Annotated in this window: 12 protein-coding genes and 3 rRNA genes; 12 read left to right on the top strand and 3 right to left on the bottom strand. The window is 66.2% G+C overall.

The window, feature by feature from the left end; all coding sequences use genetic code 11:
- The first annotated feature begins 3 nt into the window (after window positions 1-3).
- From argH to ACSHWB_RS02885, 3 genes are read left to right on the top strand one after another with little or no spacing between them, the layout of a single operon-like run.
- Complete coding sequence (gene argH, locus ACSHWB_RS02895) at window positions 4-1,395, top strand: argininosuccinate lyase (RefSeq protein WP_439660536.1); 1,392 nt, start codon at window positions 4-6, stop codon at window positions 1,393-1,395.
- Complete coding sequence (locus tag ACSHWB_RS02890; protein WP_439660535.1) at window positions 1,385-1,987, top strand: DNA-3-methyladenine glycosylase; 603 nt, start codon at window positions 1,385-1,387, stop codon at window positions 1,985-1,987. The genes argH and ACSHWB_RS02890 overlap by 11 nt, the downstream gene beginning before the upstream one ends.
- 18 nt (window positions 1,988-2,005) lie before the next feature.
- Entirely contained in the window at window positions 2,006-3,280 is a 1,275-nt protein-coding gene (locus ACSHWB_RS02885; RefSeq protein ID WP_439660534.1) for an SMI1/KNR4 family protein, read from the top strand.
- On the opposite strand, the gene ACSHWB_RS02880 is transcribed toward ACSHWB_RS02885, so the two are convergent.
- The 3 genes from ACSHWB_RS02880 to ACSHWB_RS02870 are packed head-to-tail and all read right to left on the bottom strand — an operon-like array spanning window position 3,272 to window position 5,799.
- A complete protein-coding gene (locus ACSHWB_RS02880) occupies window positions 3,272-4,354 on the bottom strand; it encodes a TIR domain-containing protein (protein WP_439660533.1) in 1,083 nt (360 codons plus the stop codon). The genes ACSHWB_RS02885 and ACSHWB_RS02880 overlap by 9 nt on opposite strands.
- Window positions 4,351-5,391: a toll/interleukin-1 receptor domain-containing protein gene (locus tag ACSHWB_RS02875; RefSeq protein WP_439660532.1), complete on the bottom strand. Its 1,041-nt coding sequence runs from the start codon at window positions 5,389-5,391 to the stop codon at window positions 4,351-4,353. The genes ACSHWB_RS02880 and ACSHWB_RS02875 overlap by 4 nt, the downstream gene beginning before the upstream one ends.
- A gap of 12 nt (window positions 5,392-5,403) precedes the next feature.
- Window positions 5,404-5,799, bottom strand: coding sequence for a hypothetical protein (locus ACSHWB_RS02870; protein ID WP_439664503.1), 396 nt, complete (start codon window positions 5,797-5,799; stop codon window positions 5,404-5,406).
- A gap of 159 nt (window positions 5,800-5,958) precedes the next feature.
- Between ACSHWB_RS02870 and ACSHWB_RS02865 the strand changes: the two genes are divergently transcribed.
- The 9 genes from ACSHWB_RS02865 to ACSHWB_RS02825 all read left to right on the top strand — a co-directional run bounded on the left by ACSHWB_RS02865 (window position 5,959) and on the right by ACSHWB_RS02825 (window position 21,014).
- Window positions 5,959-7,176, top strand: coding sequence for a calcium-binding protein (locus ACSHWB_RS02865; protein WP_439660531.1), 1,218 nt, complete (start codon window positions 5,959-5,961; stop codon window positions 7,174-7,176).
- A 62-nt stretch (window positions 7,177-7,238) separates the two neighbouring features.
- Entirely contained in the window at window positions 7,239-10,310 is a 3,072-nt protein-coding gene (locus ACSHWB_RS02860; protein WP_439660530.1) for a tetratricopeptide repeat protein, read from the top strand.
- A gap of 42 nt (window positions 10,311-10,352) precedes the next feature.
- Window positions 10,353-11,627: a tyrosine--tRNA ligase gene (gene tyrS, locus ACSHWB_RS02855; protein ID WP_439660529.1), complete on the top strand. Its 1,275-nt coding sequence runs from the start codon at window positions 10,353-10,355 to the stop codon at window positions 11,625-11,627.
- A 574-nt stretch (window positions 11,628-12,201) separates the two neighbouring features.
- Window positions 12,202-13,718, top strand: a 16S ribosomal RNA gene (locus ACSHWB_RS02850).
- A gap of 342 nt (window positions 13,719-14,060) precedes the next feature.
- Window positions 14,061-17,143, top strand: a 23S ribosomal RNA gene (locus ACSHWB_RS02845).
- Between the two features lie 113 nt (window positions 17,144-17,256).
- A 5S ribosomal RNA gene (rrf, locus tag ACSHWB_RS02840) occupies window positions 17,257-17,373 on the top strand.
- Together the 16S, 23S and 5S rRNA genes form the textbook arrangement of a ribosomal RNA operon.
- A 92-nt stretch (window positions 17,374-17,465) precedes the next feature.
- Window positions 17,466-20,051, top strand: a complete 2,586-nt coding sequence (locus ACSHWB_RS02835) for a hypothetical protein (protein WP_439660528.1) — start codon at window positions 17,466-17,468, stop codon at window positions 20,049-20,051.
- Complete coding sequence (locus ACSHWB_RS02830; RefSeq protein ID WP_439660527.1) at window positions 20,048-20,842, top strand: HAD-IIA family hydrolase; 795 nt, start codon at window positions 20,048-20,050, stop codon at window positions 20,840-20,842. The genes ACSHWB_RS02835 and ACSHWB_RS02830 overlap by 4 nt, the downstream gene beginning before the upstream one ends.
- 4 nt (window positions 20,843-20,846) lie before the next feature.
- A complete protein-coding gene (locus ACSHWB_RS02825) occupies window positions 20,847-21,014 on the top strand; it encodes a hypothetical protein (RefSeq protein WP_189159503.1) in 168 nt (55 codons plus the stop codon).
- Window positions 21,015-21,016 lie beyond the last annotated feature (2 nt).

The raw sequence follows: 21,016 nt of genomic DNA, 5'->3' as shown, positions 1-21,016 counted from the left end.
GTGATGAGTTCTTTGTGGGGTGGCCGGTTCGAGTCGGGACCGGCCGAGGCGATGGCACGGCTGTCGCTGTCGACGCACTTCGACTGGCGGCTCGCGCCGTACGACATCGCCGGTTCGCGCGCGCACGCCCGTGTGCTGCACGCGGCCGGGCTCTTGTCGGACGACGAACTCGCCGGCATGCAGAAGGCGCTCGACGAGCTGCTCGCCGACGTCGAGTCCGGCGCCTTCACCCCGGTGCTGGAGGACGAGGACGTCCACACGGCGCTCGAGCGAGGCCTGATCGACCGCGCCGGCACCGAGCTGGGCGGCAAGCTGCGCGCCGGCCGTTCCCGCAACGACCAGGTCGCCACGCTGTTCCGCATGTGGCTGCGCGACGCGGCCCGCCGTGTCGCCGCCGGTGTGCTGGACGTGGTGGACGCGCTGGCCGCTCAGTCCGAGACGCACTTCGGTGCCGTCATGCCGGGCCGCACGCACCTGCAGTCCGCCCAGCCCGTGCTGCTCTCGCACCACCTGCTGGCACACGCGCACTCGCTGCTGCGCGACGTCGACCGCCTGCACGACTGGGACAAGCGCGCCGCGTTCTCCCCGTACGGCTCTGGCGCTCTCGCGGGTTCCTCGCTCGGTCTCGACCCCGCCAAGGTCGCCGCCGACCTGGGCTTCTACGCCCCGGTCGAGAACTCCATCGACGGCACCGCCTCCCGCGACTTCGCCGCCGAGATCGCGTTCGTGCTGGCCATGATCAGCGTGAACCTCTCCCGCGTGGCCGAGGAGATCATCATCTGGACCACCGCCGAGTTCCGCTTCGCGGTGCTCGACGACGCGTGGTCCACCGGCAGCTCGATCATGCCGCAGAAGAAGAACCCGGACGTCGCCGAGCTCGCGCGCGGCAAGTCGGGCCGCCTGATCGGCAACCTGGCCGGGCTCCTCGCGACGCTGAAGGCCCAGCCGCTGGCGTACAACCGCGACCTGCAGGAGGACAAGGAGCCGCTGTTCGACTCGGTCGAGCAGCTGGAACTCCTGCTGCCGGCGTTCGCGGGCATGGTGGCGACGTTGAAGTTCGACGTCGAGCGGATGGCCTCGCTCGCCCCGGCCGGCTTCACGCTCGCCACCGACATCGCGGAATGGCTTGTGCGCCAAGGCGTTCCGTTCCGCGTGGCCCACGAGGCCGCCGGTGCGTGCGTCCGCGCGGCCGAGTCCCGCGGCGTCGGCCTGGAGGACCTGACCGACGAGGAGTTCCTCGCCATCTCGCCCGCGCTGACCTCCGAGGTGCGTTCGGTGCTGACCGTCGAGGGCTCGATCGCCTCGCGTGACGCCCACGGCGGCACCGCGCCCGTCCGCGTCCGCGAACAGCTCGACGCACTCGTGGCGAAGGCTGCCTCAGCGCGTGAGTTCTAGGCTGCTGACCAGGGAGGAGCTGGCCATCGACCCGGTCGATGCGTCCCGGCTCCTCCTCGGTTCGTTCCTGGAGGCAGGCGGTGTGCGCGTGCGCATCGTCGAGGTGGAGGCCTATCGGGGCGGCGACGACCCGGCGTCCCACTGCTACCGAGGCATGACCCCGCGCAACGAGGTCATGTTCGGCCCGGCCGGTTTCCTGTACGTCTACTTCGTCTACGGCATGCACTTCTGCGCCAACGTCGTGACGCTGATCGACGGCGTTCCCGGTGCGGTTCTGTTGCGCGCGGGCGAAGTCGTAGATGGTGAGGACATCGCGTTCTCTCGTCGCCCGGCCTCGCGTTCCGCCGCCGAACTGGCCAAGGGACCCGCACGGCTGTGCAAGGTCCTCGGGCTGGACCGCTCGCAGAACGGCGTCGACCTGACGTCCGCTGACTCACCCGTGCGCCTGTACGCGGGCGAACCGGCCACCGAGGTGTTCGCCGGCCCGCGCGTCGGTGTCGCCGTGGCGATGGACGTGCCGTGGCGGTTCTGGATCGACTCTCCGGCCGTGTCGACCTACAAACGCGGCGGAAAGCGGCGAACTAAGATCTGACCACTTTCTGGGCGAGCTTTGGGGGACCACGTGCAGGCCGAGCTCACCGAGGTCGCCCAGGAGATCGTCACCGTCGTCGAGCCGGGGTTCGACCACCTCACGCTCAGGGCGTCCTGCAGCGGGGGCGGCGGCACCTACCGGCTCACGTCCGGACCGTCCGAACAGGACGAGTACCTCTTCGGGCACCTGGAGAAGCTGTTCGCGGTAGGCCTGGACCGTCCCGTCGTGTTCGAGATGCGGGTGCGCGCGGACGGCACCTTCGACGCCCTCGTCACCGAACACATCCTCCAGGCCACGTCCACGCTCCCGCCGACGTACACCGTGGTGAGGAAGCGGCCGAAACGCCCCGACGTGCCCCCGGCGGCGACGTTGGCCGACGTGGAAGCCGTGATCGGCGCACCACTGCCCGCGGAGGTGCACGAGCTGTACGCGCGCGGCGCGGAGATAGACGACGACATCGTGCTGTACCCGCCAGACGAGATCGTCCTGACGTGGAGCCTCTACACGAGGATGGCGGACGAAGACCCGCACGACTGGGCAAAGCCCGTCCTGTACGTAGGGCCTCCTGGCGCCGTGCGGATGGTGAGCTTCCATCCGCTGTGGGTGCCCATCGCGTCCAACAGCTGGGGCGACAACCTGTGCGTGGACCTGGCCCCCGGCCCCAACGGCCGCGTGGGACAGATGATCCAGCTCGCGGGCGAAGCGCCGCTGTCGTACCTGGCGGACTCCGCGACGGCCTGGGCGCAGTCACCGGAAAGCCCCGACTACGAAGGACTGGAACACCACTTCAACGCGGCCGACCTCGGACCCGCCGGAGTGGCCGCGCTGCCGCCGACCAGCCAGAACCTCACCGTCCGCAATCCGGGTGACCTCGACTTCGGCCTGCTCGCCCACCTGACCTCACTGCGCGAGCTCACCGTTCTGGGCGGCGACTCCGTGCACCTCGGCGCCCTGGCGCACCTGCCGCTGGAACGCCTTGAGGTGGCCGCCGACGAGATCGAGCTGCCGGCGTGCGAAACCCTGACCTCTCTCGTGCTCCGCGGTGCGCGCGTCGAACTGCCCTCGCTGCCGAACCTGCGCGTGCTCGACGTGTCCGGCGCAGACGTGGACATCGAGTCGTTGCCCCAGGTCGACTTCCTCGTGCTGAACGCCGAACAGTGGCGGCGCTGCACGCTGGCTCCCGCTGCTGTCTCGCTCACCGGGGAGTCCTCGCTGGCCCGCGCGCTCGTGTGGGCGGCGGAGCGGGGTGTGGAGCTGTCGCGTCAGGTGATCAGCGGGCGCGTGTCAGTGTGAGAGCTTGTCCAGCGCTGCCAGGTACGCCGTGGCGAGCTCCGGAGGGATGTTGAACCCCAGCGGGGACTCCATGCTCGTCTCCATCGCTCTCATGTCGAGGCTGGTGTCGATCTCCTCGCCGGTGGTGACCCGCTCGACCAACGTGTTGGACAAGGCGCGCAGTTCGTGGACGGAGGCGTGCATCGCCTGCAGTTGGGTGTCTGCGAAGCGCGCTTGGAGGCGAGAGGCCTCGCGCGTCGCCTCCTTGGCGTAGCTCGTGCCGTGGATGGCCCGGGCCCACTCCAGGAAGTCGTTGAAGATCCGTACGAACGTCTCCCCGAAGTTGATGATGTTGTTGGGGTCGTCCTGCTCGGTGTTGAAGACGCCTTTGCGCTCGGCGTCGCTGAAGGTCTCTCGCGTGGTCGTGATGAGCTCGGTCAGGATGACGTTGCGGTTGTCGATCGCGTCCCGGCCGTTGCCGTGCTCGACGATGTTGTTGACCGGTGCGTACGGGCGGAAGTGGTCCCGGTACTTGCTTTCCAGCCCGAGCCATCCCTGCCAGACCACGGCGGTGTAGAGCAAGTACTTCCAGCCCTGGGGCTTCTCCCTCAGCAGCGCGGACAAGCTGTCCGAGTTGACCGGCGTCATGTGCGTGAACGCCGAACGGTGCTGGGCCAGCTTCTGCGCGACGGCCTGGCAGATCTTGTCCACCCCGTGCACGTGCAGGTCGAGGTGCTGCACGACCGGCAGGAGCCCGGGCAGCTGCGTGCCGTCGAGCCTGATCGGCAGCAGGAACTCGCCGTCCAGTTCGGTCGCCCGTGACTGCGCCGCCTGGCGCTCCACCTTGGCCAGCAGGTCGTTGAGGTAGTTCTCCGAGATGAACAGGAGTCCGTGCCGCACACGTTTCTGGTAGATCCGCGGAAGGTGTTCGACCAGGTTCCTGCCCCAGTTCTCGACCACCCGGTCCTCGCGGTCGTACACCCGCACGTTGAGTTCGCCGAGCTTGTGCAGGATCGGCAGGACGACGTCCCGATCCGCGCTGGCGTAGGAAGCCGCCACGTCGAAGTCGTACTCCGGCTCCTCCTCGCGGCTCATCGCGACAGCCTGTCCAGCGCCGCCTTGAACTCCAGTTCCAGCGCCGGCTCGATCTCGAACACCAAGGGCACGGTCAGGTTGATCGGCTCACCGGCGGCCAGCCGTTCGACCAGGGTGTCCGCCACGTCGCGCAGCTCCTCGGCAACCGTGTACATCGCCTTCAGCTGCTGGTCGGCGAACTGCGCCTGCACGAACGCGGCGGCGCGGGCGTGCTCGTTGGCATAGCTGGTCCCGCGGATCTCCCGCGCCCACTCCAGGATCTCGTCGAACGTCCGCACGAACAGCCCACCGAGGTGCACGATCCGGTCCGCGTGCCCCGGCGTTCCCGGCCGTCCGAACGCGGCCTCCTGCGTCTCGGCGGTGAACACCGCCTCGACCGCGACCTTGATGATCTCGCTCAGCACCACGTTGCGGTCGCGGATCAACGCGATGCCGCTGCCCTGCTCGACGGTCCCGTTGCGCGGCGCGTACCCGAGGAAGTGCTCCCAGTACTTGGGTTCCAGCTCGGTGAGTCCCTGCGCCACAACGGTCACGTAGAGCAGGTACTCCCACCCCTGCGGTTTCTCCCGTGCGAGCGCGCTCACCGTTTTGGGCGTGAGCGGTGCTTGGACGGTGAACTCCGCACGGTGCTGCGCCAGCTTCTGCACGACGGCGTTCGCGACAGTCTCGGCGTCGTGCACGCGCAGGTCCAGATAGCCGACGTTCTGCGAGAGGCCGGGGATCTCGGTGTCATCGATGCGGATCGGCAGCACGTACTCGGTGTGCTGCTCCAGCGCGCGCCCGAGCGCCGTTCGGTACTGCAGCCGGGCCCACTTGTGGTTGTAGTGCGTCGAACCGAAGAGCAGCACGTACCTTGCGCGCTTGCTGAAGGCCTCGGAGAAGTACTCGACCAGGTCGAGGCCCCACTGCTCGGCCTCGTGGTCCCTGTCGTGGAAGACCTCGACCCCGGCGGCCTTCAGCCGCTCGAAGACGGGGAGGACCAGGTCCTGGTCCTCCCCCGCATAGGACAGGGCGACGTCGAACTCGTACTCGTCCACCCCGCCATTCTTCTAGGAGCGCACGGTCCTGCGATACCAGGCGCGCCGATGTCCTACCGGAAGCGCGACACGGGTGATCAGCGCGGTCAGCAGACCGCCGATGACCAGCCACAAGATAGCGGCCAGGCCCTCGTTGAGCAGGGTGGCCACGGACGCGTTGTCCGGCGTGAACAGACCGTCCAGGCCCAGGGTGATCCCGTCCGCCCAGCCCGCGACGAACTGGAAGAACCCGTTGCTGGCGTTCGCACCCGCGATCACGAGGAAGATGTGCACCAACAGCACGATGGCGAACGTCCAGCACACGACATCGATGACCGCACAGACGGTCCGCACCGTCCGTACCCTGCGGTAGTCGTCGTCCCGCTCGACGACGTGCTCCTCAACAACTGGTTCGTTCACGCGCGGCATGTGCTCGGTAGGCCGGCGTAACTCCGCATCACGTGGGTCCGTCATGCCGATGGCCTACCCGCGCGGGTAGCAGTTCGAAACCCGTTCTCCCAGCGGATGCCCAGAAGTTGCCCATCCCGCTGAGGCAACGTCCGCCCCACGACAAGGGGAGGAACATTGATGCGAAGGACATTCCTGGTCGCCGCGGGGCTCGTCGGCGCGCTGCTGATCCCGGCTGTGCCCGCCCACGCGGCGGTGACCTGCAACGGGCTGCCCGTGACCAGATCCGGCGACGACGGCAACAACTCGATCATCGGCACCGCGGGCAACGACGTCATCTTCGCCGGTGGGGGCAACGACGTCGTCGTGGGGCAGGGTGGCAACGACACCGTGTGCCTCGGCGCTGGGGACGACCTGTTCGTCGGCGGCGACGGCGACGACACGATGGTCTCCGAGGCCACCGCGGACGGCGCGGACACGTTCATCGGGAGCTCCGGCAATCCGTTCAACGGGATCGACACCGTCCTCTACAGCGGCAGGACGACGCCGGTCACGGTCACGCTCGACGACAACGCCAACGACGGCGCGGCGGGAGAGGGCGACAACATCTCCTCCGACACCACGCGGATCGTGGGTGGCTCGGGCGACGACGTGATCGACCTGAGCGCGGGCCCAGGCCAGACGAACGTGGACGGCGGTCCCGGCAACGACACGCTCACCGCGAAGACCAACCTCGCGGGCGGTGCCGGTGACGACTTCCTCAGACTGGTCGTCGGTGGCAGCGGGGCGTTGTTCGGCGGCGACGGCGACGACACGCTCTTCGGTGGCCCGTTCAGCGACCACCTCAGCGGCGACAACGGCAACGACCGGTTGTCCGGTGGCAGCGGTGACGACACGTTGTTCGGCGGTGGTGGCGACGACCTCATCACCGGTGAGGCGGGCGTCGACTTCCTGTTCGGCGAGGCGGGCAACGACGAGCTGATCGGCGGTCTCGGCAACGACGCCGCGATCGGTGGCGACGGCAACGACAGCTCCGGCTCACTGGTGTCGCTGGACGGCGCGGACACCTTCGACGGTGGCGCGGGCATCGACACCGCGAACTACAGCGCCCGCCAGTTCGGCGCCGGCCGGACGTTGACGGTGAGCCTGGACAGCGTCGCCAACGACGGCGAACAAGGCGAGGGCGACAACAACCGGATCGACGTCGAGAACGTCAACGGTGCTGTCGGCGCCAACATCATCATCGGCAACAACAGCGCGAACGTGCTGCGAGGCGGGCAGTCGGCGGACATCATCCGCGCCGTCGACGGGATCTCCGGCAACGACACCGTCATCGGTGGGCTCGGCGGTGACCTCTGCACCGTAGACCCCGGTGACGCCGAGGATTGCGAGTTCTGACGTATCGCGACTGAGCGCGGCGGGTCTACACAGGGTGTTCTCCAACCCCGTGGAGGTCCGCCGTGCCCGTCGAGTTCAGGATCCTCGGACCGCTGGAGGTGCTGGCCGGCGGCCGGCCTGTCGCGCTCGGCGGGCCACAGCAACGGGGACTGCTCGCGTTGCTGCTGGTCGAGGCGAATCAGGTGGTGTCACGGGACCAGCTGGTGACGGACCTGTGGAGAGACGCGCCGGCCAGCGCGAGGAGCCTGTTGCACGGCTGCGTCGCGGGGTTGCGGCGGGTGTTGCCCGCCGACCGGCTGGTGACCCGGCCGCCCGGCTACCTGCTGCGGGTCGGCGCTGGTGAGCTGGACGCCGATCGCTTCGAGGAGCTCACCGCCACCGGCTCGCTGCGGGAGGCACTCGACCTGTGGCGTGGACCCGCCTTGCACGACATCGCACTCGACGCCTGCCGGCCTGCCGCGGCCAGGCTCGACGAACGGCGGCTCGCGGTGCTGGAGCGCCGGATCGACCTCGATCTGCGGCTGGGGAGGTTCGCCGATCTCGCCGCCGAGCTGGCCGTGCTGGTGCGGGAACATCCACTGCGCGAACGGTTGTGGGCCCAGCTGATGCTGTCGCTGTACGGCGCGGGCAGGCAGAGCGACGCGCTCGCCGCGTTCCGGCGGCTGCGGGCCACGCTGGTCGAGGAGCTCGGGATCGAACCGAGCTCGGTGCCGAGGAAGGTGGAACAGGCCGTGCTCGCCGGCGGCGACGCCCTCGGCGCGTACTGGGGTCGCTCCGCCGAGCCCGTGCCGCGGGCCGCAGTTCCCGCGCAGCTGCCCGCGGCGATCTCGGCCTTCACCGGACGTGCCGGCGATCTGGACCGGCTCGACGCACTTCTCAGCGGCACTTCGACGGCCATCGCGGTGATCGCCGGAGCGGCAGGGGTCGGCAAGACCGCGCTCGCCGTGCACTGGGCGCACCGCGTGCGTGACCGGTTCGGAGGCGGCCAACTGTACGTGAACCTGCGTGGACACGCGCCCACCTCACCGATGCCGCCGATCGAGGCGTTGTCCGGGTTCCTGGCGGCGCTGGGAGTCCCGGCCGCGCAGATTCCACCGGACGTCGACCGTGCCGCCGACCTCTACCGGACGTTGCTCGCCGACCGACGGATGCTGGTGCTGCTCGACGACGCGCGCGACGTCGAGCAGGTACGTCCGTTGCTGCCCGGCAGTCCCGCCTCCGCGGTGGTCGTGACCAGCAGACACGGCCTCGGTGGTCTGGTCGCCCGTGACGGAGCGGCCCACTTCGCCCTCGGTGTGCTCACTCCTGCGGAGGCGCACGCGCTGCTCGCCAGGACACTGGACACCGCACGCGTCGAGGCCGGCCCCGAAGCGACGGCGGAACTCGCCCGGCTGTGCGGGTTCCTGCCGCTCGCACTGCGGATCGCGGCCGCCAACCTGACCCTGCGTCCCGAACGGACCGTCCAGGACCACGTCACCGAACTTGCGGCGGACGACCGGCTCGATCGCCTCTCGGTCGTCGGCGACGACGAGACGGCCGTGCGGGTCGCGTTCGGCCACTCCTACGCGGCCCTGCCACCGGCACCCGCCAGGTTGTTCCGGCTGCTCGGCCTCGTCCCGGGACCTGACTGCGGAGTCTCCGCCGCCACCGCGCTGATCGGCGCCGACGCCGGACCGATGCTGGCACTGCTCGCCGACGCGCACCTGCTCCTCCGACCGGCGCCGGGCCGTTACGCCTTCCACGACCTGCTCCGGCTGTACGCGGCCGAGCGGGAGGAGAACGACGCCGAACGGGAGGAGGCCACCGGCCGGCTGCTCGACTGGTACCTCCGCGGTGTCGACGCAGGCGCCCGCACGCTCTTCCCCCAGCAGGTCCGATTGCCGGTTTCCTCTGCGGCACAGGCCTTCGGCACACCGGCAGAGGCACTGGCGTGGCTTGACGCCGAGCTCCCCAACCTCGTCGCCGCCGCACGGCTGGCGGCCGAACAGGGGCCGGCACCGGTCGTCTGGCTGCTCGCCGACTCGCTGCGCGGCTACTGCTGGCTGCGGATGTGCACGGTCGAATGGCTGGCCATCGCCACGGCGGCGCTGACGGCCGCCACCTCGGCCGGTGAGGAGGCCGGCCTGGCCGCCGCGGAGCTCAGCCTCGCCGACCTCCACCGGCTGCACGGCCGCTACCGGGTCGCGATCGAGCACTACACCAGGGCCGCCGCGCTGGCACGGTCCGGCGGATGGCTCGACGGCGCGAACGCCGCGCTCAGCAACCTGGGCACCGCGTACTTCTGGCTTGGCGAGCTGCCCGCGGCCGCCGAGCACTACCGGCAGAGCCTCGAAGTGGCGATCCGGACCGGACGCCTGGCGGGGGAGGCGAACACACTCGGCAACCTCGGCCTCGTCTGCCAGCTGCAGGGCGACCTCGACCGTGCCGCCGAGCACCACACACGCGCGCTCGAACTGCACCGCCGGCTCGGATCCCGCGGCAAGGAGGCGGTGAACCTCGCGAACCTCGGCGAGACCTACCACCTGCTCGGCCGGTTGGACGCCGCGTCCGACCACGTCAGCCGAGCACTGGCCCTGCACCGCGAGATCGGTGACCGCGGCGCCGAGGCGGAGTCGTTGCGCGTTCTTGCCGAGATCCGGCTGGACCAGGGCGAACACGGCCGTGCTCTGGCCGGCGCCATCGAGGCGGTGGAGCTGGCAACCGTCACCGGTCACCTCCCGGTGCAGACCAACGCGCTCAACACCCTCGGCCGGATCCGCCTGCGCCTCGGTCGAGCAGAGGAGGCTCGCGCCGACCACGACCGCGCACTGCGGCTCGCACGCGACGCGAACACCGGTTATGCCGAAGTCGTCGCCCTGTCCGGTCTGGCCGCCTGTCACCTGCGGCTGGGCGAGCACGACCACGCGCGGATCCTGGCCGAACACGCGCTCGCCGAGGCCGACCGGGTCGGGTTCCGCATCGCCGCGGCGGAGGTACTCAGCGTCCTGCTCGACGTCCACCTCACCAATGGCGACCTGTCCCAGGCGCTCGCATGTGGCGAACGCGCGCTCGCGTTGCACCAGGCCACCGGCCACCGCCATGGCGAAGCGCGCACCGCGCTGCTGCTCGGTCACGTCCTCCAAGCGCTCAGGTAGGCACCTCGAATTCGTTTTGGCAGGTAGGGGAGAATCAGCGTCGTGAGCGAGCACATCCTTGACGAACTGTCCTGGCGCGGCCTGATCGCGACGTCCACCGACCTCGACGCACTCCGGAAGGACCTGGACGCCGGCCCGCTCACGCTCTATTGCGGTTTCGACCCGACGGCGCCGTCGCTGCACGCCGGCAACCTGGTCCCGCTGCTCATGCTCAAGCGCTTCCAGATGGCGGGGCACCGGCCGATCGTGCTGGCCGGCGGGGCGACGGGCATGATCGGCGACCCGCGCGACACCGGTGAGCGCACGATGAACTCGCTGGACACGGTCGCCGAGTGGTCCGACCGCATCCGCGGCCAGCTGGAGAGGTTCGTGCACTTCGACGACTCGCCCACGGGCGCGATCGTCGAGAACAACCTCAGCTGGACCGGCCAGGTCAGCGCGCTGGAGTTCCTGCGCGACGTCGGCAAGCACTTCTCGGTCAACGTGATGCTGTCGCGGGAGACCGTGAAGCGGCGCCTTGAGTCCGACGGCATGTCGTACACGGAGTTCAGCTACGTGTTGCTGCAGTCGAACGACTACCTGGAACTGCACCGCAAGCACGGCACCGCGCTGCAGATCGGCGGCTCCGACCAGTGGGGCAACATCGTCAGCGGTGTCGACCTGGTGCGCAGGGTCGAGGGCAAGCAGGTGCACGCGCTGACGGCGCCGCTCGTCACCGACGCCGAGGGCCGCAAGTTCGGGAAGTCCACCGGTGGCGGGCGCGTGTGGCTCGACCCGGAGATGACGTCGCCGTACGCCTGGTACCAGTACTTCGTGAACGTCGACGACGTCACGGTCCTGAACTACCTGCGCCTGTTCACGTTCCTCACGCGTGAGGAGCTGGACGAGCTCGAGAAGCAGACCGCGGAGGCGCCGCACCAGCGCGCCGCGCAGAAGCGTCTCGCGCAGGAGTTCACCGACCTGGTCCACGGCGAGCGCGCGACGCAGCAGGTCATCCTCGCGTCGTCGGCGCTGTTCGGCCGGGGCGAGCTCCGCGACCTCGACGCGTCGGTGCTGGAAGCGGCGCTGTCCGAGGCTCCCAAGGGGCAGGTGCGGCTGGCGGACGAACCCACGATCGTCGACCTGCTGATCGCGTCGGGCTTGGCGGACAGCCGGGGTGCCGCGCGCAGGACGGTCAACGAGGGCGGTGCCTACGTGAACAACGCGAAGGTGACCGACGAGGAGTGGAAGCCGGCGTCGTCGGACCTGCTCCACGGCAAGTGGCTGGTGCTCCGTCGCGGCAAGAGGAACAACGCGAGCGTGCACGTAGAGCTCTGACCTGCACGTTCAGATCGCTGAAGGCCGTCGGTCCCGTCTGGGGCCGGCGGCCTTCGGTGTTTCTGTGTGTGATCGCGGTCACAGTGTGTACGGGATTGGGCTGCGATAGCTTGTTCGTGGGTCCTGTACGGGGCTGTTGACCTGCGGTTTCTAAACCGCGGGTGACCGCGATGCCCCCGATTTGACCCTGCGTTGGCGTGCGTGTAACTTTCTCCATGTCAGCGAGGAACGGGCCGGGAACACCGGAACGGAGCGCGACACGGATCACGAACCAAGCTTCCACGGACTGTGGTAGAGTGGGTGATCTAGAAACGACGAAGACCCAGCCGGTAGCTCTTCTGAGCTCAGAGGCCAAGGGCGTCGGAAGTTTCATACACAAGCTTATGTACGACACAGCCCCGGAAGCGACTCTCCTCGGAGACTAGCTGCGGTGAGCGCGTGTTCTTTGAGAACTCAACAGCGTGCCGAAACACAGCCAGTAATATATGAATTACCTCCTCGTCGAGGTAGTTCCTTTGAGGCAAGACTAGATTGATGCCAGACATATTCCGTCTGGAGCGATCAAACACAATCCTTATTGGAGAGTTTGATCCTGGCTCAGGACGAACGCTGGCGGCGTGCTTAACACATGCAAGTCGAGCGGTAAGGCCCTTCGGGGTACACGAGCGGCGAACGGGTGAGTAACACGTGGGTAACCTGCCCTGTACTCTGGGATAAGCCTTGGAAACGAGGTCTAATACCGGATACGACACTGAACCGCATGGTTTGGTGTGGAAAGTTCCGGCGGTATGGGATGGACCCGCGGCCTATCAGCTTGTTGGTGGGGTAATGGCCTACCAAGGCGACGACGGGTAGCCGGCCTGAGAGGGTGACCGGCCACACTGGGACTGAGACACGGCCCAGACTCCTACGGGAGGCAGCAGTGGGGAATATTGCACAATGGGCGAAAGCCTGATGCAGCGACGCCGCGTGAGGGATGACGGCCTTCGGGTTGTAAACCTCTTTCAGCAGGGACGAAGCGCAAGTGACGGTACCTGCAGAAGAAGCACCGGCTAACTACGTGCCAGCAGCCGCGGTAATACGTAGGGTGCGAGCGTTGTCCGGAATTATTGGGCGTAAAGAGCTCGTAGGCGGTTTGTCGCGTCGGCCGTGAAAACTTGGGGCTTAACTCCAAGCTTGCGGTCGATACGGGCAGACTTGAGTTCGGCAGGGGAGACTGGAATTCCTGGTGTAGCGGTGAAATGCGCAGATATCAGGAGGAACACCGGTGGCGAAGGCGGGTCTCTGGGCCGACACTGACGCTGAGGAGCGAAAGCGTGGGGAGCGAACAGGATTAGATACCCTGGTAGTCCACGCCGTAAACGGTGGGTGCTAGGTGTGGGGGGCTTCCACGCCCTCTGTGCCGCAGCTAACGCATTAAGCACCCCGCCTGGGGAGTACGGCCGCAAGGCTAAAACTCAAAGGAATTGACGGGGGCCCGCACAAGCGGCGGAGCATGTGGATTAATTCGATGCAACGCGAAGAACCTTACCTGGGCTTGACATGGACTAGAAAGCTCTAGAGATAGAGCCTCCCTTGTGGCTGGTTCACAGGTGGTGCATGGCTGTCGTCAGCTCGTGTCGTGAGATGTTGGGTTAAGTCCCGCAACGAGCGCAACCCTCGTTCCATGTTGCCAGCACGTAATGGTGGGGACTCATGGGAGACTGCCGGGGTCAACTCGGAGGAAGGTGGGGATGACGTCAAGTCATCATGCCCCTTATGTCCAGGGCTTCACACATGCTACAATGGCCGGTACAAAGGGCTGCTAAGCCGTGAGGTGGAGCGAATCCCATAAAGCCGGTCTCAGTTCGGATCGGGGTCTGCAACTCGACCCCGTGAAGTCGGAGTCGCTAGTAATCGCAGATCAGCAACGCTGCGGTGAATACGTTCCCGGGCCTTGTACACACCGCCCGTCACGTCACGAAAGTCGGTAACACCCGAAGCCCGTGGCTCAACCCGCAAGGGGGAGAGCGGTCGAAGGTGGGACTGGCGATTGGGACGAAGTCGTAACAAGGTAGCCGTACCGGAAGGTGCGGCTGGATCACCTCCTTTCTAAGGAGCATCTACCAGTGTTCGGAGCAAACGTCTCCGCACTGGTCAGAACCTGCACCCGTTCAGCGGGGTAGGGCTCATTAGTGGATGCTGGCTGGCTAGACGTCCGGTTGCCGGGTGAGTGAGTACTGCAGGTTCGCCTGCGTGGAAAGGTCATCAGGGGGCTGGGTGAACAGATCGGTACGCTGTTGGGTCCTGAGAGAACACGCTTTTGTGTCTTTCAGTGATCGGCTCTCTGCCGCGGATGAACCACCAGGTCATTGTGACTTGGCCGGCGTTCGCAGTAGTGCGGAGGGATCTGATTGTTCTTTGAGAACTGCACAGTGGATGCGAGCATCTTTGTAGCAAGTTAGTAAGGGCATACGGTGGATGTCTTGGCACCAGGAGCCGATGAAGGACGTAGGAGACTGCGAAAAGTCTAGGGGAGCTGTCAACCGAGCTGAGATCCTAGAATTTCCGAATGGGGAAACCCGGACCCAGTCATGTGGGTTCACCCATACCTGAACACATAGGGTATGTGGAGGGAACGCGGGGAAGTGAAACATCTCAGTACCCGCAGGAAGAGAAAACAACCGTGATTCCGTGAGTAGTGGCGAGCGAAAGCGGAAGAGGCTAAACCGCGTCTGTGTGATACCCGGCAGGGGTTGCATTCGCGGGGTCGTGGGACCTCTTGGCTAGTTCTGCCGAGCTAGCGAACAGTCAGAAAACGCATCGTTAGAGGAACGTGTCTGGAAAGCACGAGCGTAGAGGGTGAAACTCCCGTACTCGAAAACGTAGCGTCTGTTTAGAGTGTTCCCAAGTAGCAGCGTACTCGTGAAATTCGCTGTGAATCTGGCGGGACCACCCGCTAAGCCTAAATACTCCCTGGTGACCGATAGCGGACTAGTACCGTGAGGGAAAGATGAAAAGTACCCCGGGAGGGGAGTGAAATAGTACCTGAAACCGTGTGCCTACAATCCGTCGGAGCCTTTAGGGGTGACGGCGTGCCTTTTGAAGAATGAGCCTGCGAGTTAGTGCTACGTGGCGAGGTTAACCCGTGTGGGGTAGCCGTAGCGAAAGCGAGTCTGAATAGGGCGCTTGAGTCGCGTGGTCTAGACCCGAAGCGGTGTGATCTAGCCATGGCCAGGGTGAAGCGCGGGTAAGACCGCGTGGAGGCCCGAACCCACCAGGGTTGAAAACCTGGGGGATGAGCTGTGGTTAGGGGTGAAAGGCCAATCAAACACCGTGATAGCTGGTTCTCCCCGAAATGCATTTAGGTGCAGCGTCGTGTGTTTCACCTCGGGGGTAGAGCACTGGATGGTCTAGGGGGCCCACAAGCTTACCGAAATCAACCAAACTCCGAATACCGAGGTGTGAGAGCGCGGCAGTGAGACTGCGGGGGATAAGCTTCGTAGTCGAGAGGGAAACAGCCCAGAACGCCAGCTAAGGTCCCTAAGTGTGTGCTAAGTGGGAAAGGATGTGGGGTCGCACAGACAGCCAGGAGGTTGGCTTAGAAGCAGCCACCCTTTAAAGAGTGCGTAATAGCTCACTGGTCAAGTGGTCCTGCGCCGACAATGTAGCGGGGCTTAAGCACACCACCGAAGCTGTGTCATTTCGAGTTTACTCGGGATGGGTAGGGGAGCGTCGTGTAGCGGTTGAAGCGGCGGAGTAATCCAGCCGTGGACGCTATGCGAGTGAGAATGCAGGCATGAGTAGCGAAAGACGAGTGAGAAACTCGTCCGCCGGATGACCAAGGGTTCCTGGGCCAGGCTAATCCGCCCAGGGTAAGTCGGGACCTAAGGCGAGGCCGACAGGCGTAGTCGATGGACAACGGGTTGATATTCCCGTACCCGTGTGAACGCGCCCATGATGAACCTTGTGATACTAACCGCCCAAAGCACCTGTCGAAACCCTTCGGGGCTAGATGGATTGTGGAGCGCGGGACCTGAACTTGTAGTAGTCAAGCGATGGGGTGACGCAGGAGGGTAGCTCCGCCAGTGAGTGGTAGTACTGGTGCAAGCGTGTAGGGAGAGGCATAGGCAAATCCGTGCCTCACATATCCTGAGACGTGATGCGTAGCCGATTGAGGCGAAGTAGAGTGATCCCATGCTGCCGAGAAAAGCCTCTAGCGAGCTTTCACGCGGCCCGTACCCCAAACCGACACAGGTGGTCAGGTAGAGAATACCAAGGCGATCGGGCGAACTGTGGTTAAGGAACTCGGCAAAATGCCCCCGTAACTTCGGGAGAAGGGGGGCCGTAGCGCTTGAAGCCTCTTGCAGGCTAGGGCGAGACGGCCGCAGAGACCAGCGAGAAGCGACTGTTTACTAAAAACACAGGTCCATGCGAAGTCGCAAGACGATGTATATGGACTGACGCCTGCCCGGTGCTGGAACGTTAAGGGGACCGGTTAGTCCGCAAGGGCGAAGCTGAGAACTTAAGCGCCAGTAAACGGCGGTGGTAACTATAACCATCCTAAGGTAGCGAAATTCCTTGTCGGGTAAGTTCCGACCTGCACGAATGGCGTAACGACTTCTCGACTGTCTCAACCGCAGGCCCGGCGAAATTGCATTACGAGTAAAGATGCTCGTTACGCGCGGCAGGACGGAAAGACCCCGGGACCTTTACTATAGCTTGGTATTGGTGTTCGATTCGGCTTGTGTAGGATAGGTGGGAGACTGTGAAGCGGCCACGCCAGTGGTTGTGGAGTCATCGTTGAAATACCACTCTGGTCGTATTGGATGTCTAACCTCGGTCCGTGATCCGGATCAGGGACAGTGCCTGGTGGGTAGTTTAACTGGGGCGGTTGCCTCCCAAAGAGTAACGGAGGCGCTCAAAGGTTCCCTCAGCCTGGTTGGCAATCAGGTGTTGAGTGCAAGTGCACAAGGGAGCTTGACTGTGAGACTGACGGGTCGAGCAGGGACGAAAGTCGGAACTAGTGATCCGGCCATGGCTTGTGGAAGCGTGGTCGCTCAACGGATAAAAGGTACCCCGGGGATAACAGGCTGATCTTCCCCAAGAGTCCATATCGACGGGATGGTTTGGCACCTCGATGTCGGCTCGTCGCATCCTGGGGCTGGAGTAGGTCCCAAGGGTTGGGCTGTTCGCCCATTAAAGCGGTACGCGAGCTGGGTTTAGAACGTCGTGAGACAGTTCGGTCCCTATCCGCCGCGCGCGTAGGATACTTGAGGAAGGCTGTCCCTAGTACGAGAGGACCGGGACGGACGGACCGCTGGTGTGCCAGTTGTTCTGCCAAGAGCATTGCTGGTTGGCTACGTTCGGAAGGGATAACCGCTGAAGGCATCTAAGCGGGAAGCTCGTTCCAAGATGAGGTATCCCACTCTTCGTGAGTTAAGGCCCCCAGCTAGACCACTGGGTTGATAGGCCAGAGGTGGAAGACCGGTAACGGTTGGAGCTGACTGGTACTAATAGGCCGAGGACTTGTTACAAAGACGCTACGCATCCACTGTGCGGTTCTGGAAGAACAACCAGAACCGATCGAAACCCCCGGCAGGGTCACATCCTGTTGGTTCGGGGTTTCTGGTTGATATCTCCATAGTGTTTCGGTGGTCATAGCGTTGGGGAAACACCCGGTCCCATTCCGAACCCGGTAGTTAAGCCCTTCTGCGCCGATGGTACTGCACTGGTTACGGTGTGGGAGAGTAGGTCGCCGCCGAACTTTACTTCCCTGAAGGGGCTTGTGATCGCGGGGCACAATTACAGTGCTTCGCTCACAGGCCCCTTTCAGCGTGTCCATAGTAGGAGGATTTGGTGTCCAGGTTCGGGGATCGTCCCGGCGACCGTCAGCGTGGCCAGGGAGACCGACCGCGCCAGTCCGACGGTGGCCGTCCAGCAGGCGATCGCAAGTTCAGCAGCAGCAACAGCAACAAGCCTCCGCGCGGTGAAGGCTCCGGCGACCGCTCCAAGAGCGGCGACCGTCGAGACAACCGCGCCGGCTCCAGTGACCGCGGCGGATACCGCGGCCAGGGTTCCAGCGAGCGCAGCAGCTACCGCAAGGACGACTCCGGCGACCGCGGTGGTTACCGCGGTGACCGTTCGAGCGACCGCGGCAGTTCCAGTGAACGTGGTGGCTACCGCAAGACCGACTCGAGCGATCGGGGTGGTTACCGCGGTCAGGGTTCCGGTGAGCGCAGCGGTTTCCGCAGCGACCGTCCCGGTTTCCGCAAGGACGATTCAGGCGACCGTGGCGGCTACCGGGGCCAGGGCTCCAGTGACCGCGGTGGTTACCGCAAGAGCGAGTCGAGCGACCGTGGTGGTTACCGCGGCGGTCAGAGCTCCAGCGACCGTCCCGGCTACCGCAAGGACGACTCGGGCGATCGTGGTGGTTACCGCGGTCAGGGTTCGAGCGATCGCGGCGGCTACCGCAAGAGCGATTCCGGTGACCGTCCCAGCTTCCGCAGGGACGACTCCGGTGACCGTGGCGGCTATCGCAAGAGTGAGTCGAGTGACCGTGGTGGTTACCGCGGCGGTGAGCGCTCGGGTTCGAGCGACCGTGGTGGCTACAAGGGCTCCAGTGACCGCGGTGGTTACCGCAAGAGCGACTCTGGTGACCGTCCCGGCTTCCGCCGTGACGACTCCGGCGATCGCGGCGGGTACCGCAAGAGCGAGTCGAGCGACCGTCCCGGCTTCCGCAAGAGCGATTCCGGGGACCGTCCCAGCTACCGCAAGACGGACTCGGGCGATCGCGGTGGTTACCGCGGCCAGGGTTCGAGCGACCGCGGCGGCTACCGCAAGGACGACTCCGGTGACCGCGGCGGCTACCGGGGCGAGCGCTCCGGCGACCGTCCTGGTTTCCGCAAGGACGATTCAGGCGACCGTGGCGGCTACCGCGGCCAGGGCTCCAGTGACCGCGGCGGATACCGCAAGAGCGACTCTGGTGACCGTCCCGGCTTCCGCCGTGACGAGTCCGGTGACCGTGGCGGCTTCCGCTCCGGTGAGCGTTCCGGCTCGGGCGATCGTGGCGGGTTCCGCAAGAGCGACTCCGGCGATCGTGGTGGCTACAAGGGTTCCAGCGACCGTGGCGGCTCCCGTTCGGGCGACCGTCCCGGCTACCGCAAGGACGACGCCGGCGATCGCGGTGGTTACCGCAAGAGCGAGTCGAGCGACCGTGGCGCCTCCCGTGGCTCCAGCGACCGTCCCGGCTACCGCAAGAGCGATTCCGGTGACCGTGGCGGTTACAAGGGTTCGAGTGACCGTGGTGGGTACCGCAAGGACGACTCGAAGGACCGCGGCGGCTACCGGAAGAGCGATTCCGGCGCCCCGCGCAACGACGAGCGTTCCGCCCCGCCGCGCGACGATCGTCGTGACGAGCGCAGCCGTGAGCGTGCGGCGCGGTTCCAGGAGCGTCAGGCCGACCAGGACACCACGGCCGAGACCGGCAGCGATGTCGCGGGCTCCGCTGAGGTGACCCCGGCCGCCGAGCGTTCCGGCTACCGCCTGGGCGACGGCGCCGCGGCCACCCGTGCCGCGGCAGGTCGTGAGCCGGCCGCCGACTCCGAGGTCGTCGCCGCAGACGACGCGGACGAGGCTACCGAGACCGAGACCGAGACGAAGGCCGACACCGAGGTCGAGGCCGGCGACGAGCCCCAGGCCGAGGGCGACAAGGTCGCCGACGAGGCGGACGGCGATCGTGACGAGGCGCCCGCGCCGCGTGGCGGACGTCCCCCGCTGCCGGACGAGGCCGACCTGTCGATGCTCGACCCGGAGATCAAGCTCGAGCTCCGCAGCCTGCCCAAGGGCCTCGCGGAGATCATCGGCAAGCACCTGGCCGCGGCCGGGCTGCTGATCGACGAGGACCCCGAGCTGGCTCTGGAGCACGCACGGTACGCGCGGAGCAAGGCTGCCCGTGTCGGTGTCGTGCGCGAGGCGGCCGGTCTGACCGCGTACTTCGCGGACGAGTGGGCAGAGGCGCTCAGCGAGCTGCGGGCCGCCCGCCGGATGATGCCCGGTCCGGGCCACCTGGCGATCATGGCGGACTGCGAGCGGGCACTGGGCCGTCCGGAGCGGGCGATCGACCTCGCCAAGGACCCTGCGGCCAAGGACCTCAGCCAGGAGGACGAGATCGAGCTGCGCATCGTCGCGGCCGGCGCTCGTCGCGACATGGGTCAGCTCGACGCTGCCGTGATCGCACTGCAGGGTCCTGACCTCGATCCGGGGCAGCGCAATCCCTACTCCGCGCGGCTCTTCTACGCTTACGCGGACAACCTGGCCGCGGCCGGTCGCATCGAGGAAGCCGTCAAGTGGTTCCTCAACGCCGCCGAGGCTGACGACGAAGGGGAGACGGACGCCGCCGAGCGCGCGTTCGAGCTGACCCAGGAGGAGACCCCGGAGCAGTGAGCGAGACGTTGGTCGACAGGTACGACGCGTTGCTGATCGATCTCGACGGCACCGTCTACCGGGGGTCCGAGGCCGTGCCCGGCGCCGCGGAGGCGATTGCCGCGGCCAGGAGCAAGGGCGTCGGGATCCGGTACGTCACCAACAACGCCTCCCGCTCACCGCAGATGGTGGCCGATCACCTCGTCGAGATCGGGTTCGAGACGACCGTCGACGAGGTGAGCACCTCCTCGCAGGCGGGCGCGGCCATGCTGGCCGAACGCCTGCCCAAGCGATCCACTGTGCTCGTGCTCGGCACCAAGGCCCTCGAGGCCGAGGTGCTCAAGCGCGGACTCATCCCGACCGACACCGCAGAAGGCGCGGTGGCGGTCCTGCAGGGGCTGTCCATGGACCTCGGCTGGCGCGAGCTGGCCGAGGCCGCGGTGGCCATCCGCAACGGCGCGCTGTGGGTGGCGTGCAACGTCGATGCCACCCTGCCCACCGAACGCGGCCTGCTGCCCGGCAACGGCAGCCTCGTCGCGGCGCTCAAGACCGCGACGGACCAGGAGCCGCTCGTCGCCGGCAAGCCCGCCACCCCGCTGCTGCAGCAGGCGGCGAAAGATCTCGGCGCGCACCGTCCACTGGTGATCGGCGACAGGCTCGACACGGACGTTCTGGGCGCGGTCAACGCCGGAATGGACTCGCTGCTCGTGCTCACGGGTGTATCGACGGAGCAGGAGGCGCAAGCGCTTCCGGAAGAGCTCAGGCCCACGTATGTCGGCGCGGACCTGTCGGTACTGCATCGGCTACCGTAAGACCGTGAGCTACCCCCTGCCCGGACCGCCGCCCAACCCGGCTGACGCCATCGAAGGCGCGCTGGAGAGGCTCGACGGGCTCGAGAACGTCCCCCTCGACGAGCACGTGGCCCGGTTCGACGCCGTGCACGCGACGCTCACCGACGCACTGTCGAGCATCGACAAGGTGTGATG

Origin of the sequence: Lentzea sp. HUAS TT2, from assembly GCF_051853195.1 — a bacterium.
GTDB lineage: Bacteria > Actinomycetota > Actinomycetes > Mycobacteriales > Pseudonocardiaceae > Lentzea.
This window is presented reverse-complemented; position numbering and strand designations above follow the sequence as displayed.

What these genes read in the sequence shown, in the direction of transcription:
- ACSHWB_RS02865 (WP_439660531.1), top strand. Translation starts at nt 5,959, where the DNA reads ATGCGAAGGACATTCCTGGTCGCCGCGGGGCTCGTCGGCGCGCTGCTG.
- argH (WP_439660536.1), top strand. Translation starts at nt 4, where the DNA reads ATGAGTTCTTTGTGGGGTGGCCGGTTCGAGTCGGGACCGGCCGAGGCG.
- ACSHWB_RS02880 (WP_439660533.1), bottom strand. Translation starts at nt 4,354, where the DNA reads ATGAGCCGCGAGGAGGAGCCGGAGTACGACTTCGACGTGGCGGCTTCC.
- ACSHWB_RS02870 (WP_439664503.1), bottom strand. Translation starts at nt 5,799, where the DNA reads ATGCCGCGCGTGAACGAACCAGTTGTTGAGGAGCACGTCGTCGAGCGG.